We start from the raw sequence: 14,088 nt of genomic DNA, 5'->3' as shown, positions 1-14,088 counted from the left end.
CGCAAGGAGACAGCCATGAAGAAAATCGCCATCGTCGGAGCCGGCCAGTCGGGCCTGCAACTGGGCCTGGGCCTGCTGGCCGCGGGCCATCAGGTCACGATACTGAGCAACCGCACGGCGCAGGACATCGCCCAGGGCCGGGTCATGTCCAGCCAGTGCATGTTCGACAGCGCGCTGCAGATAGAGCGCGGCCTGGGCCTGGACCACTGGTCGCGCGAATGCCCGGTGGTCGAGGGCATCGGCCTGTGCGTGCCGCATCCGGCGCAGCACGGCGGGAAAGCGGCCGACAAGGCCATCGACTGGGCGGCGCGGCTGAACGCGGGCGCGCAGTCCGTGGACCAGCGCCTGAAGATCCCCGCATGGATGGACGACTTCCGCCGCCAGGGCGGCGAGCTGGTGCTCAAGGACGCGGGCATCGCCGAGCTGGAGGAATGCACGCGCAGCCATGACCTGACCCTGGTTGCCAGCGGCAAGGGCGAGATATCGAGGCTGTTCGAGCGCGATGCCCACCGCTCGCGCTTCGACCAGCCCCAGCGCGCGCTGGCGCTGACCTATGTGACGGGCATGAAGCCGCGAGAGCCGTTCTCCGCCGTGTCCTTCAACCTGCTGCCGGGCGTGGGCGAGTATTTCGTGTTTCCGGCGCTGACGACCACGGGGCCCTGCGAGATCATGGTGTTCGAGGGCGTGCCCGGCGGCCCCATGGACTGCTGGGGCGATGTGAAGACACCGGAGCAGCACCTGGAGCGCAGCCGCTGGATCCTCGACACCTTCGTGCCCTGGGAGGCCGAGCGCTGCCGCGACATTGCGCTGACCGATGACAACGGCATCCTCGCGGGCCGCTTCGCCCCCACGGTGCGCAAGCCCGTGGCCACGCTGCCGTCGGGGCGCAAGGTGCTGGGCATGGGCGACGTGGTGGTGCTCAACGACCCCATCACGGGCCAGGGCTCCAACAACGCGGCCAAGTGCGCCGACACCTATCTGCGCAGCATCCTGGCGCGCGGCAATGGCGACGGAAATCGTGACGGAAATTGCGCCTTCGACGCCGCCTGGATGCAGCAGACCTTCGACCGCTACTGGTTCGGCTATGCGCAATGGGTCACGCAGTGGACCAACATGCTGCTGGCGCCACCGCCACCCCATGTGCTCAAGCTGCTGGCCAGCGCGGGCACGCTGGCACCGCTGGCCAGCGCCTTTGCCAACGGCTTCGACGACCCGCGCACCTTCTTCCCCTGGTTCGCGGACGCGGGCGAGGCAGACCACTACATCGACAGCTGCGCGGCCATCGCCGCCATGGCAGCCGTCCCCGCCTAGCCGCAGAGGCCGCCATGAGCACATGCGACACCCCGGCCGCCGCCACGGCCTGCTCCTTCGATCCGCGCGAGCTGCGCAAGGCCTTCGGCCAGTTCACCACGGGCGTGACCGTCATCACCACGCGCGCGCCGGACGGGCGGCGCGTGGGCATGACGGCCAACTCGTTCTCCTCGGTCTCGCTGGACCCGCCGCTGGTGCTGTGGAGCCTGGCGCGCCAGGCGCCCAGCGTCTGCGATTTCCAGGGTGCCAGCCACTTCGCCATCCACGTGCTGGCTGCGGGCCAGCACCTTCTGTCGCGGCGCTTTTCCACGCCGCAGCAGGACAAGTTCGGTGGCCTGGACTGCGCGGAAGGCCCGGCCGGCGTGCCCCTGATCGATGGCGTGCTGGCCCGCTTCGTCTGCCGCAACATCCGGCAATACGATGGCGGCGACCACCTCATCTTCATCGGCCAGGTCGAGCGCTGCGAACGCTTCGACGGCGAGCCCCTGGCCTTTCACGCGGGCTACTATCAGGTGACGGTGCGGCACCCCGAATGCGTATGACGGGCCATGAAAAAAGCGGCACCGCAGCTTTCCCCACCCTTTGAAACGGAGACAGACCCATGCAGCAGAAAGAACCCCCGGCCAGCCGCCATGTGCGCATCAACGCGCTGGACGGCAGCGGCAGCTTCAACGCCTACCTGGCCGTGCCGGCCTCGGGCAGCGGCCCCGGCCTGGTGCTGGCGCAGGAGATCTTCGGCGTCAACGCCACCATGCGCGAGGTGGCCGACTACTACGCCGAAGAAGGTTACGTGGTGCTGGTGCCCGACCTGTTCTGGCGCCAGCAGCCCGATGTGGAGCTGGGCTACACGCCGGCGGACTGGGAGCGCGCTTTCGGTTTCTACAAGGGATTCGACGAGGCCCTGGGCGTGCAGGACATCCAGGCCTGCCTGAACGCCTTGCGCCAGCGCCCCGAGGTCACGGACGGCAAGGCCGGCGTGCTGGGCTTTTGCCTGGGCGGCAAGCTGGCCTACCTGGCCGCCTGCCGCACCGATGCCGATGCGGTGGTCGGCTACTACGGCGTGGGCATCGAGGCGGCGCTGGACGAGGCCGAGCGCATCCGCTGCCCGCTCACCCTGCATGTGGCCGAGCTCGACGCCTTCTGCCCGCCCGAGGCGCGCCAGCGCATCGTCCAGGCGTTGGGCGGGCGTCCCGGCGTGGCCGTGCATGTCTATCCCGGCGTGGACCATGCCTTTGCGCGCAAGGGCGGCGACCATTTCCACCGCGCCTCGGCCCTGATGGCGCATGAACGCAGCATTGCGACGCTCAAGTCCGCCATCGGCCCGCATTTCGACCTGGCCGCGCTGTGGGACAAGCACTGCGAGTACGAGTTCGCCACGCGCAACGTGGACGACACCATGGCCACCATGGTGGCCGAGCCCTATGTGAACCACATCCCCACCATGACCGGCGGCGTGGGCTTCAGCAACCTGCACGCCTTCTATACGAACCACTTCGTCAACAGCAATCCGCCCGACACGTCGCTGACCCCGATTTCACGCACGGTGGGGGCCTCGCAGGTGGTGGACGAGATGCTGTTCTGCTTCACGCACACCACCGAGATCCCGTGGATGCTGCCCGGCGTGCGGCCCACGGGGCGGCGCGTGGAGATCCCGCTGCTGGCCGTGGTCAAGTTCCGGGGCGACAAGCTCTACCACGAGCACATCTACTGGGACCAGGCCAGCGTGCTGGTGCAGGTGGGCCTGCTGGACCCGGCGCTGCTGCCCGTGGCGGGCGTGGAGACGGCCCGCAAGCTGCTGGACGAGACCCTGCCTTCCAACGAACTGCTCAAGCGTTGAGCGCGGCGCGGGCGCACGGGTTTCACCCTGCGCCCGCTGGCGGCCTGCAGGCCGCCAGGGCTCTCAGGGTTGCCACCAATGTTGATATGTCAACATTGGTGGATCATGCGGCCATCGCAATCGCCGCCCGATTCCCTCCGCCCAATGCCCCGCCCACGCACATCCACGATCCCTGCCGCCGATGCCGCCACCGGCCCTGCACCGGACACGCAGGTCTGCCCCCAGACGCTGGCGCTGGAGGACTTCATCACCTTCCGCCTGGGCGCGCTGTCCAATGCGCTGCAGACCCAGGTGACGCGCCACTACATCGCGCCGGCATCGCCCGTGGGGCTGACCGAGTGGCGGCTCATGGGCCAGATCCAGCGCCATGGCGAGCTGCATGCCAGCGCGCTGTCGCGCCTGAGCCTGATGGACAAGGCCCAGATCAGCCGCGCGCTGCAGCCGCTGATCGACCGGGGCTGGGTGCTGCGCCGCGCCGACCCGCAGCACGCGCGGCGTCACCTGCTGCAGCTGAGCGAAGCAGGGCAGGCGCTCTTCGACGAAGTGCTGTCCCGCGCACGCCCCTACCAGGCGGCCCTGCTCAATGCCCTGACGGCAGATGAGCGCGCCATGCTGGACCGCATCCTGGACAAGCTGGGCCGTGCCTCCCAAGCGCTGGACCAGGGGCTGGACCAGGGGCTGGATGCCTGATTTCCCCACAAGCCACTGCACAACCCACCTCAAGACCCACCTCAGAACCCACCCCACGAGCCACACCATGAATTGCTCCATGCACCCTGAAGAGCGGGCCGCCCGCATCGAACTGGCCGCCTGCTACCGCGTCTTCGCCATGCTGGGCTGGGACGAACTGATCTACAACCACATCACGGTGCGCCTGCCCGACAGCGTGACGGGCGGTGAAAAGCAGTTCCTGATCAATCCCTTCGGCCTGCATTACGAAGAGGTCACGGCCAGCAACCTGGTGCGCATCAATGTGCGCGGCGAGGTGCTGGACGGCTCGCGGCATCCGGTGAATCCGGCCGGCTTCGTCGTGCATGCGGCCATCCACGACGGACTGCCGGGCGCCCACTGCGTGATGCACACGCACACCACCTCGGGCATGGGCGTGGCCTGCCTGGAGCAGGGCCTGTCGCAAAGCAACTTCTACAGCGCCCAGCTGCACGGCATGGTGGCCTACCACGACTTCGAGGGCATCACCATCCATGCCGACGAAGGGCCGCGCCTGCTGGCCAGCATCGGCCACCGCAAGGCCGTGATCCTGCGCAACCATGGCCTGCTCAGCTGGGGCAGCGACCTGCCCCAGGCCTTCGTGGTGCTGTGGACGCTGCAGCGCGCCTGCGACGTGCAGATGGCCACCCTGTCCATGGGCGCGCCGCGCATGGTCTCCGACGCCATGGCCCAGCGCTGCAACGAGGACTCGCTGACCTTCAACGCCAGCCACGGCGGTGCCCGCGATGTGTTCGACCATCTGGTGCGCCGTGTGAACCGGCGCGACAGCAGCTATCTCGATCTTTGAACCCGGAGCTTCCCTCGCATGACCATGGAACAGACAAGCATTTCATTCGACAAGGCCTGCATCTTCGGCGCCGGTGCCATCGGCGGCTGGATGGGCGCGGCCCTGGCCCGCGCCGGCTGCCAGCTCAGCGCCGTGGCGCGCGGCGCCGCGCTGCAGGCCCTGCGCACCGAGGGCCTGACCCTGGTGCACGGCGAGCAGCGCGAGCACTTCGCGCTGCGTGCCGAACAGGACCCGGCCGCCCTGGGCGTGCAGGACCTGGTCATCATCTCCGTCAAGGCGCCGGGCATGCCCGATGTGGCCGAGCGCATCGCCCCGCTGATCGGCCCGCAGACCGTGGTGCTCACGGCCATGAACGGCGTGCCCTGGTGGTTCCTGCACGGCGGTGTCGATGCCAGCGTGCGCGGCAAGCAGCTGAAAGCCGTGGACCCTGAAGGCCGCATTGCGCAAGCCATACCGCTGGGCCAGGTGCTGGGCTCGGTGGTCCATGCCAGCTGCTCCAACGATGCGCCCGGCGTGGTGCGCCGGCACTTCGGCAACAGCCTCATCCTGGGCGAGCCCCTGGCCACAGGGCCCGGCCAGCCGCCCACGCCGCGCCTGGCGGCACTGGCCCAACTGCTGCAGCGTGGCGGCATCGAGGCCAAGGTCTCCGACAACATCCAGCGCGACGCCTGGTACAAGCTCTGGGGCAACATGACCGTCAACCCCGTCAGCGCGCTGACGGGGGCCACCTCGGACCGCATCCTGGGCGACGACCTGGTGCGCGGCCTGATCACGCGCGTGATGCTGGAGGCCAAGGAGATCGGCGCGCGCATCGGCCTGCCCATCAACGAATCGCCCGAAGACCGCCATGCGGTCACGCTCAAGCTGGGCGCCTTCAAGACCTCCATGCTGCAGGACGTGGAAGCGGGCAAGCCCGTGGAACTCGATGCCCTGGTGGGCGCGGTGCGCGAAATGGGCCAGCTGTGCGGCGTGGACACCCCGTTCACCGATGCGCTGCTGGGCTTGGCGCGGCTGCAGGCGCGGCAAAAGGGGCTGATGGCCTGACGCCGCAAGGGCCAGTACCGGCCTGCAGCACGCAACCGTAGACTACGCCTCCATGACTTCCGCCAAGAACCCCGCCTCGCCCTGGTCCACGCTGTGCGTGGTGGCCACCACCGTCCCCAGCGCCGAGGAGGCCGCCCATCTGGCGCGCAGCCTGGTGCAGCAGCAGGCCGCGGCCTGCGTGCAGGTGGAGGCCATCACCTCGCACTACGTGTGGGACGGCGAGATGCACGCCACGCCCGAGTGGCGGCTGGTCTGCAAGACCTTGCCCGACGTGCTGGAGCGCCTGGCCCGGCTGCTGCGCGCCGGGCACAGCTACAGCGTGCCGCAGATCACCATGCGCACCGAGCGCTGCATGGCCGACTATGCGCAGTGGCTGCGCTCCCAGGTCTCGACCCGGGACGTGGCGGACACTGCAGAAAGGGTCGCCGCGCCCCGCATCACTGCGGCGTGACGTTGGCGGCCTTGATCACGGGCACCCAGGTCGCTGTCTCCTTGCGGATCAGCTCGCCGAAGGCGCTGCCCGTGACCACCCAGGGCTCGATCCCCTGCAGGTCCAGCTGCCTGACCACGGCCGGCGTGTTGAAGATCTCCTGAATATCCTTTTCCAGCTGCTTTAGCACGGCCGGCGGCGTCTTCTTTGGCGCCATCACGCCGTACCAGGACGAGATGGCAATGCCCGGCACGCCCGCCTGGGCCAGCGTGGGCACCTCGGGCAGGTACTTGCTGCGCGCCGGGTCGGTCACGGCCAGCGCGCGCAGCTTGCCCGACTGCACATGCGGCAGCAGCGCGGGCACATTGCCCACGATCATCGGCACCGTGCCGCCCAGCACATCGTTGAGGCCGGGCGCCGTACCCTTGTAGGCCACGTGCAGGATGTCGGCGCCGGTCTGCTGCTTGAACAGCTCGCCGGCCAGATGCAGGCTGGAGCCCACGCCGGGCGAGGCATAGCTGATGGTGGCCGGCCTGGCCTTGGACAGGGCCACTAGCTCCTGCACCGTTTTGGCGGGCACGCCGGGGTGCACGGCGATCACATTGGCCGCCTTGGCCAGCGAGGCCACGGGCGCGAAGTCCGCCTCCACGCTGTAGCCGGGCCTGGCCAGCAGCGTGGGATTGATGGTCAGGTTGCCCTGGGGCACGACCAGCAGCGTATGGCCGTCCGGCGCGGCACGCTTGACCATGTCGATGCCGATATTGCCGTTTGCCCCGGGCTTGTTCTCCACCACCGAAGTCTGCTTGTAGCGCTCGGCCAATCCCGTGGACAGCAGGCGGGCCAGCGCATCGACCGGGCCTCCGGGCGGAAAGGGCGCGACGATGGTGAAAGGCTTGGCGGCCAGCTGCTGCTGCGCGGCGGCATCCTGGGCCAGGGCGCTCTGGCATGCGGCTGCTGCCAGCAGGGCGGCAGCGCCGAGCAAGGTGGGGGCTTTCATGGGGAACTCCGGGGAACAAGGCAAGGCAGGTACAAGCAAAAGAAATGCCTGAGGGCTATCGATTGTTTCTTGTATAAAACAACGTTCTTCTTATAAATCAACGCAAAGCATAAAACCTGCGGCTTGATTCGAATCAAGGGAAAACCCTTGCCTGCATGCCTGCATGCCTGCATGCCTGCGCCTTCGCTGCGCTCGCATGCCCATGAAAAAAGGAGCGCAGCGCGCTCCTTTGGGTGGTGGTGTGCCGGGTGGCCTCAGGACAGCAGCGCCTGCGCGAATTCCCTGGCGTTGAAGGTCTCCAGGTCCTCGACCTTTTCGCCCACGCCGATGAAGTACACGGGGATCGGCCGTTCCTGGGCAATGGCGGCCAGCACGCCGCCCTTGGCCGTGCCGTCGAGCTTGGTGACGATCAGGCCCGTGAGCTGCAGTGCATCGTCGAAGGCGCGCACCTGGGCCAGCGCGTTCTGGCCGGTGTTGCCGTCGATGACCAGCAGCACCTCGTGCGGTGCCGTGGCATCGGCCTTGGTGACCACGCGGCGGATCTTGCGCAGCTCTTCCATCAGGTGCAGCTGGGTGGGCAGGCGGCCCGCCGTGTCCACCAGCACCACATCCTTCTTGCGGGCGCGGCCGGCGGTGACGGCATCAAAGCTCACGGCTGCAGGATCACCGCCTTCCTGGCTGACGATCTCCACCGTGTTGCGGTTGGCCCAGACGCCGAGCTGCTCGCGCGCGGCGGCGCGGAAGGTGTCGGCGGCAGCCAGCAGCACGCTCTGGCCTTCGTCGGCCAGATGCTTGGTCAGCTTGCCGATGGAGGTGGTCTTGCCTGCGCCGTTGACGCCAGCGACCATGACCACGGTAGGCTGGTGCTCGCCGATGATCAGCGGCTTTTCCAGCGGGCGCAGCAGGTCGGCCAGTGCATCGGCCAGCAACGCCTTGACGGCGGCGGGGTCGGTGGCCTTGGCTTCCTTGACGCGGCGGCGCAGGTCGGTGAGCAGGTGCTCGGTGGCCTTGACGCCGGTGTCGGCCATCAGCAGGGCGTCTTCCAGCTCTTCGTACAGCGCATCGTTGATCTGCGTGCCGGTGAAGACCGTGGCGATGCTGCTGCCGGTCTTGCGCAGTCCGGCCTTGAGGCGCTGCATCCAGTTCTGGCGGCTGGCGCCTTCGGCTTCGGGCTTGGCCGTGGGCTCGGGTGCGGCAATGAAGTCGGCAGGCGCGAGCGTGGAAGCAGCAGCAGTGGGTGCAGTGGGTGCGGCAGGCGGGGCGGCATCGCCCTTGCCGCCGCCGAAGGGCTTGCGCCACCAGGCGCTGCCTGTGTCGGCTGCGGCCGGTGGGGCAGGCGTGCCAGGGGGCAGGTCTGGGGCGCGGTCCTGCGGCGGGGTTGCGGGAATGCCGGCCTCTTCAGGTGCGGCGCTGCTGTCCGCCGGGGAAATCTCGGCGGAGGAGGGGGTGGGCTTTTTCTTGAAAAAACTGAACATCGGCAGGTTCTTAGAATCACAGCATTCTATGAAACATGCACTCACCCTCCTGGGCTTAATGGCCTGCATGGGCACCGGGGCTGCTTTGGCAGCCCCGGATGCATCCTCTTCCTCCCCTTCGTCACTGCTGCAGACGGTGGCCAGCCAGGCCGCAGGCGGCCAGCGGTCCGCCACAGCAGCGCAGCAATTCACCCTGAAGAACGGCATGCAGCTCATCGTGCAGCCCGACCGGCGCGCGCCCACGGCCGTGCACATGGTCTGGGTGCGCGTGGGCGCCATCGACGAGGTGGACGGCACCTCGGGCGTGGCCCACGCGCTCGAGCACATGATGTTCAAGGGCTCGCGCAAGGTGGCGCCCGGCGAGTTCTCACGCCGGGTGGCGGCCCTGGGCGGCCAGGAGAACGCTTTCACCAGCCGCGACTACACGGGCTACTACCAGCAGATTCCGTCCAGCCGGCTGGAGGAAGTGATGAAGCTCGAATCCGACCGCTTCGCCAACAACCACTGGCCCGACAGCGAGTTCAAGAAGGAGATCGAGGTCATCAAGGAAGAGCGCCGCATGCGCACCGAGGACCAGCCGCGCGCCGTGCTCATGGAGCAACTGATGGCGGCGACCTTCATGGCCTCGCCCTACCACCGGCCCGTGATCGGCTGGATGAGCGATCTGGACGCCCTGACGCCCGGCGACGTGCGCGATTTCCACAGCCGCTGGTATGTGCCCGGCAATGCCACCGTCGTCATTGCCGGTGATGTGGACGTTGCCAAGGTCCGCGCCTGGGCAGAGAAGTACTACGGCAGCATTCCCGCACGCGCCGTGCCGGTGCGCAAGCCGCGCACCGAGCCTGCGCAGATCGGCATCCGCCGCATCGAGGTCAAACAGCCGGCCGAGCAGGCCCTGGTGGCACTGGCCTTCCGTGCGCCCTCGCTGACGCGCGTCAGCGATCTGCAGGCCGATGACCGCGATGCGCTGGCGCTGCTGGTGCTCTCGGCCGTGCTCGACGGCTATGACGGCGCCCGCCTGGAGCGGGCCCTGGTCCAGGGCGAAGGCCGCGTGGCCGACGGCGCGGGCAGCTCCATGTCGCTCATGAGCCGCGGCCCCGGCCTGTTCATGCTGACGGGCGTGCCCGCCACCGGCAAGACTGCGGCCGAGGTCGAGGCCGCGCTGCGCGCCGAAGTGGCCAAGGTCGCCAAGGATGGTGTGGAGCCCGCCGAGCTGGAGCGCGTGAAGACGCAGTGGATGGCCTCCAATGTCTACGAGCGCGATTCGGTCATGGGCCAGGCCCAGAGCCTGGGCAATTACTGGATACAGGGCATGCCGCTGGATGCGGAAGACCAGTTGCTGACCCAGCTGCGCACCATCACGCCCGATGACGTCAAGCGTGTGGCTGCCAAGTACTTTGGCGATGACCAGCTCACGGTGGGCACCCTGGTGCCGCAACCCCTGCCCGAAGGCGGCAAGCCCCGTCGCCCCGATGCGGGTGCCGGCATCGGCGGACCCCTGCATTGATGCCCCCGAAGCACGCTGGAGTGAAGATGAAGAACATGAAAAAAATGGTGGCCAGCACGGTGTTGGCAGGCGTGGGCCTGGGCTTTGGTGCCACGTCCGCATGGGCCTTGCTGCCCATCCAGCACTGGACCCAGCCCAGCGGGGCGCAGGTCTGGCTGGTGGACAGCCCGGGCATTCCCATGGTCGATGTGCAGATGGATTTCGACGCCGGCAGCCGGCGCGATCCCGCCAACCAGGTCGGCCTGGCCAGCGCCGTGGCGCTGATGGCGTCCAAGGGCGTCACGGCCCAGGGCAGCGCGCCTGCTCTCGATGAAAACGGCCTGGGCCAGGCCTGGGCCGATCTGGGTGCCAGCTTTGGCGCCCAGGCGGGCCGCGACAGCTTCAGCTACGGGCTGCGCTCCCTGACCGAGCCCGCGCTGCTGCAGCGCGCCGTGGCCCTGGCCGCGCGCCAGATCGCCAGCCCCAGCTGGCCGCAGGATGTGTGGCTGCGCGAGCGCGAGCGCTGGACTGCGGCCATCAAGGAGTCGGACACGCGCCCCGGAACGGTGGCCGGCAAGGCCCTGAGCCAGGGCGTGTTCGGCACCCACCCCTACGGTGCGCGTGCCACGGCCGAGAGCCTGTCGCGCATCGACCTGTCGGACATGCAGTCCTTCCACCGCCGGCTGATCGCCGCCTGCCGTGCCAAGGTCAGCATCGTCGGCGCCGTCAGCCGCGAGCAGGCCGACCAGCTGGTGCAGCAACTGCTGGCTCCGCTGCAGGCGGCGCAGGGCCAGGATGCGGGCGCCTGCGCTCCGCTGCCCGACGTGCCCAAGGTGCAGGCGCTCAAGGCGCCGGTCAACGAGAACATCCCCTTCGCCTCGGCCCAGGCGCAGGTGCTGATCGCCCAGCCCGGCATTGCACGCAACAGCCCGGACTTCATGGCCGTGCTCGTGGGCAACCACATCCTGGGCGGCGGCGGCTTCACCTCGCGGCTGACCGAGGAAGTGCGCGAAAAGCGCGGCCTGAGCTACAGCGTCTACAGCGACTTCTCGCCGGGCCTGGACGCGGGTGCCTTCACGATCGCCCTGCAGACACGCCCCGACCAGGCGGCCGAGGCCTTGAAGGTGTCGCAGGACACGCTGCGCCGCTTTGTCGCCGACGGCCCGACCGAGAAGGAGCTCAAGGCCGCCAAGGACAATCTGATCGGCGGCTTTGCGCTGCGCATAGACAGCAACCGCAAGCTGCTGGGCAATGTGGCCAACATCGCCTGGAACGGCCTGCCGCTGGACTATCTGGAGCACTGGACCGAGCGCGTGCAGGCGCTGACCGTGCGTGATGTGCGCGAGGCCATGCAGCGCATGCTGCAGCCCGATCGCATGGTGACCGTCGTCGTGGGAGGCAAGCAATGAGCCGCAACAGCATCAAACTGCATACCCCTGCCGGCAAGCGCTGGCTGGAAAAGGCCACGGCCGAGGCCGCGGCGCCCAAGGCGCCTGCCGCAGCACCGGCCGCAAAGGCAAAGGCGGGCAAGCCGGCACCCTCGGGTGCGGGCGAGGTCCGCATCATCGGCGGCCAGTGGCGCCGCACGCGTCTGCCCGTGGCGCAGCGCCCGGGCCTGCGCCCCACGCCGGACCGCGTGCGCGAGACCCTGTTCAACTGGCTGGGCCAGGACCTGACGGGCTGGCACTGCCTGGACGCCTTCGCGGGCACGGGTGCGCTGGGCTTCGAGGCCGCATCGCGCGGCGCGACCAGCGTGCTGATGAACGAGCAGGACGCCGCCCTGGTGCTGCAGCTGCAGCGCCTGCGCGAGCGCCTGGACGCCCAGTCCGTGCGCGTGCTGCGCGGCGATGGCCTGGGCTGCCTGCGCCAGGTGGCGCCGGGCACGCTGGACCTGGTGCTGATCGATCCGCCGTTCGACCATGCCGAGCTGTTCGAGCCTGCGCTGAAGGCCGCTGCGCTGGCCGTCTCCGCCCAGGGCTATGTCTATCTGGAGGCGCCCCAGGCCTGGACCGAGGAGCAACTGGCCGAGGCTGGCGGCCTGCAGCTGTTCCGCCATCTCAAGGCGGGTGCCGTCCACGCCCATCTGCTGCGCAAGGCCGCGCAGGACGAGTAGGCTGGCGCCGCAGCCGTGTTCCAGCGCAGGAATGCGGCTGTCGCGCAGCCGACGGGCCATGCTGCAGTGCAATGCATAATGCGCCATCCGTGCCGGACCAGGGCACGCGCAGCCAAGGAAAGTGAACGCCATGAGCCACGACGTGATTGCCGTCTACCCCGGAACCTTCGATCCGATCACGCTGGGCCACGAAGACGTGGTGCGCCGTGCGACCCAGCTGTTCAGCCACGTCATCGTGGCCGTGGCGGCCGGCCACCACAAGAAGACCATGTTCAATCTCGAGGAACGCATGGAGATGGTGCGCGAGGCCGTGTCCATCTATCCCCATGTCCAGGTCGAGAGCTTTCATGGCCTGCTGCGCGACTTCGTGGTCGAGCGCGGCGGCAAGGCCATGGTGCGCGGCCTGCGCGCGGTCACCGACTTCGACTACGAGTTTCAGCTTGCCGGCATGAACCGCACGCTGATGCCCGAGGTGGAAACCGTCTTCCTCACGCCCAGCGACCGCTACCAGTTCATCAGCAGCACCTTCGTGCGCGAGATCGCCACGCTGGATGGCGAGATCGACAAGTTCGTCTCGCCCAACGTGCGCACGCGACTGCTTGAGAAGGTGCAGGCCAATCGCGCTCCTTGAGAGAGGGAGGCCGGCCAGGCGCCTTGGCCCGCCCCCATGACGAGTTCACGATATCAAGCGCTCTGCGTGGCGGCACTTGCATTCACGGCCGCATGCACGAATTCCAGCTTGCGCCGCGCGCCCATTGAAAGAGCGAACGGATAGGCATCCCCGTGGCCCAGGCTGCGGTTGAGGCTGTTGGTCAGCAGTGTCAGCGGCACCCACTGGTCCAGCATGGTGCCGAAGTCCGGCCGGGCAGGGACCGCGAACGGGTCCTGCACGCACAGCGCGGCCGGCGTTCCCATGCCCGCCGCCGTGCCTGCGCCTCCTGGCAAGGTGATGCAGGTGCCATAGCTGGCCCCAGTCTCCAGCAGATCCACCATGTGCAGGTAATGGGCCCAGCTTTCGGCCCAGTCTTCCCACGGGTGGGAGGTGGCATAGGCGCTGACGAAGTTGTCGCGCCACTGCCCATCCAGCGGGCTGCGTGCGTAGTAGTTCTGCAGGGCCTGGGCATAGTCCTGGCGCTCGTCGCCGAACAGGCGGCGGAATTCCTCGATACGGCCCGCGCCCACCACCAGCCTGTCCCAGAAGAAGTGGCCGGACTCATGGCGCAGATGGCCCACCAGCGTCCGGTAGGGCTCATGCAGCGCCTGGCGGCGCCGGGCACGCTCGGCATCGTCGGCCTCCACCACGTTCAGCGTGATGGTGCCGTTGGCATGGCCGGTCATCACCGGCGCCTGCCCGGGCAGGTCGGCCAGCAGTTCGAAGCGCGGCCCGTCCTCTCCAGGCCTGGGGCCCAGGCCCAGGCGGGCCAGCGTATAGAACAGCTGGCGCTTGGCCGCCTCGATCTTGGTCCAGCGCAAGGCATTGGCCGGGTCTGACAGATCGGGCAGCCAGCGTGTCTGGCGGCAGGATTCGCACAGCGCGTGGGGGTCGTCGGCGGGCAGGGCGAAGTTGCACTGGCCCACAGGTCCCCGGTGGCTGCACATCTTGTAGAGGCGGCCTGGCGGCTTGCCTGCGCCCAGGGAGGACAGGCTCTCCCACAGCGCGCTGTCCCGCGCGCCGGAAACCGGTCGCAGGCAAGCCACATGCAGTCGCTCTGGCAGGAAGGCCAGGGTGGCGCCGCAGTGCACGCATTGAACGCTGTCGAAGAAAACCGGGTGGCCGCAGGCATCGCAGTTGAAAACTCGCATGTCGGTCACTTTACGCCGTATGCCCTGGCGCCATGAAAAATGATTCCCATGTCGCCCTGGCGCTGCAAGGTCAGAT

14 protein-coding genes are annotated in these 14,088 nt (G+C 68.5%); 11 read left to right on the top strand and 3 right to left on the bottom strand.

Annotated features, from left to right (window positions below; genetic code table 11):
- The first annotated feature begins 15 nt into the window (after nt 1–15).
- From HFGMBDPB_RS24305 to cutA, 7 genes are all read left to right on the top strand, one after another.
- Entirely contained in the window at nt 16–1,311 is a 1,296-nt protein-coding gene (locus HFGMBDPB_RS24305; RefSeq protein ID WP_212646461.1) for a styrene monooxygenase/indole monooxygenase family protein, read from the top strand.
- A 14-nt stretch (nt 1,312–1,325) separates the two neighbouring features.
- Entirely contained in the window at nt 1,326–1,853 is a 528-nt protein-coding gene (locus HFGMBDPB_RS24300) for a flavin reductase family protein (RefSeq protein WP_212646460.1), read from the top strand.
- Between the two features lie 59 nt (nt 1,854–1,912).
- Nucleotides 1,913–3,148, top strand: coding sequence for a dienelactone hydrolase family protein (locus HFGMBDPB_RS24295; protein WP_016449084.1), 1,236 nt, complete (start codon nt 1,913–1,915; stop codon nt 3,146–3,148).
- A 144-nt stretch (nt 3,149–3,292) separates the two neighbouring features.
- On the top strand, nt 3,293–3,838 hold the full coding sequence (locus HFGMBDPB_RS24290) for a MarR family winged helix-turn-helix transcriptional regulator (RefSeq protein WP_123692842.1): 546 nt from the start codon (nt 3,293–3,295) through the stop codon (nt 3,836–3,838).
- A complete protein-coding gene (locus HFGMBDPB_RS24285) occupies nt 3,831–4,664 on the top strand; it encodes a class II aldolase/adducin family protein (RefSeq protein ID WP_257786537.1) in 834 nt (277 codons plus the stop codon). The genes HFGMBDPB_RS24290 and HFGMBDPB_RS24285 overlap by 8 nt, the downstream gene beginning before the upstream one ends.
- An 18-nt stretch (nt 4,665–4,682) precedes the next feature.
- Entirely contained in the window at nt 4,683–5,708 is a 1,026-nt protein-coding gene (locus tag HFGMBDPB_RS24280) for a 2-dehydropantoate 2-reductase (RefSeq protein WP_212646459.1), read from the top strand.
- A gap of 52 nt (nt 5,709–5,760) precedes the next feature.
- On the top strand, nt 5,761–6,159 hold the full coding sequence (gene cutA / locus HFGMBDPB_RS24275) for a divalent-cation tolerance protein CutA (RefSeq protein ID WP_133072566.1): 399 nt from the start codon (nt 5,761–5,763) through the stop codon (nt 6,157–6,159).
- Here the strand turns inward: cutA and HFGMBDPB_RS24270 are convergent.
- Nucleotides 6,146–7,135, bottom strand: a complete 990-nt coding sequence (locus tag HFGMBDPB_RS24270) for a Bug family tripartite tricarboxylate transporter substrate binding protein (RefSeq protein ID WP_096915397.1) — start codon at nt 7,133–7,135, stop codon at nt 6,146–6,148. The two genes, cutA and HFGMBDPB_RS24270, sit on opposite strands and share 14 nt — an antisense overlap.
- Nucleotides 7,136–7,389: 254 nt before the next feature.
- Entirely contained in the window at nt 7,390–8,610 is a 1,221-nt protein-coding gene (gene ftsY, locus HFGMBDPB_RS24265; protein WP_047326032.1) for a signal recognition particle-docking protein FtsY, read from the bottom strand.
- Nucleotides 8,611–8,638: 28 nt separating this feature from the next.
- Between ftsY and HFGMBDPB_RS24260 the strand changes: the two genes are divergently transcribed.
- The 4 genes from HFGMBDPB_RS24260 to coaD all read left to right on the top strand — a co-directional run bounded on the left by HFGMBDPB_RS24260 (nt 8,639) and on the right by coaD (nt 12,840).
- Nucleotides 8,639–10,117, top strand: a complete 1,479-nt coding sequence (locus tag HFGMBDPB_RS24260) for a M16 family metallopeptidase (protein WP_212646458.1) — start codon at nt 8,639–8,641, stop codon at nt 10,115–10,117.
- A gap of 26 nt (nt 10,118–10,143) precedes the next feature.
- On the top strand, nt 10,144–11,505 hold the full coding sequence (locus tag HFGMBDPB_RS24255) for a M16 family metallopeptidase (RefSeq protein WP_212646457.1): 1,362 nt from the start codon (nt 10,144–10,146) through the stop codon (nt 11,503–11,505).
- A complete protein-coding gene (rsmD, locus tag HFGMBDPB_RS24250) occupies nt 11,502–12,209 on the top strand; it encodes a 16S rRNA (guanine(966)-N(2))-methyltransferase RsmD (protein WP_070080628.1) in 708 nt (235 codons plus the stop codon). The genes HFGMBDPB_RS24255 and rsmD overlap by 4 nt, the downstream gene beginning before the upstream one ends.
- Nucleotides 12,210–12,339: 130 nt before the next feature.
- Nucleotides 12,340–12,840 (top strand): pantetheine-phosphate adenylyltransferase, encoded by a 501-nt coding sequence (gene coaD, locus HFGMBDPB_RS24245; protein ID WP_016449072.1) that lies wholly within the window; start codon nt 12,340–12,342, stop codon nt 12,838–12,840.
- 53 nt (nt 12,841–12,893) lie between these two features.
- Here the strand turns inward: coaD and HFGMBDPB_RS24240 are convergent, their stop codons facing one another.
- Nucleotides 12,894–14,012 (bottom strand): zinc-binding metallopeptidase family protein, encoded by a 1,119-nt coding sequence (locus HFGMBDPB_RS24240; RefSeq protein ID WP_212646456.1) that lies wholly within the window; start codon nt 14,010–14,012, stop codon nt 12,894–12,896.
- Nucleotides 14,013–14,088: the final 76 nt, after the last annotated feature.

This window comes from Delftia sp. PE138 (assembly GCF_018320755.1).
GTDB lineage: Bacteria > Pseudomonadota > Gammaproteobacteria > Burkholderiales > Burkholderiaceae_C > Comamonas > Comamonas tsuruhatensis.
This window is presented reverse-complemented; position numbering and strand designations above follow the sequence as displayed.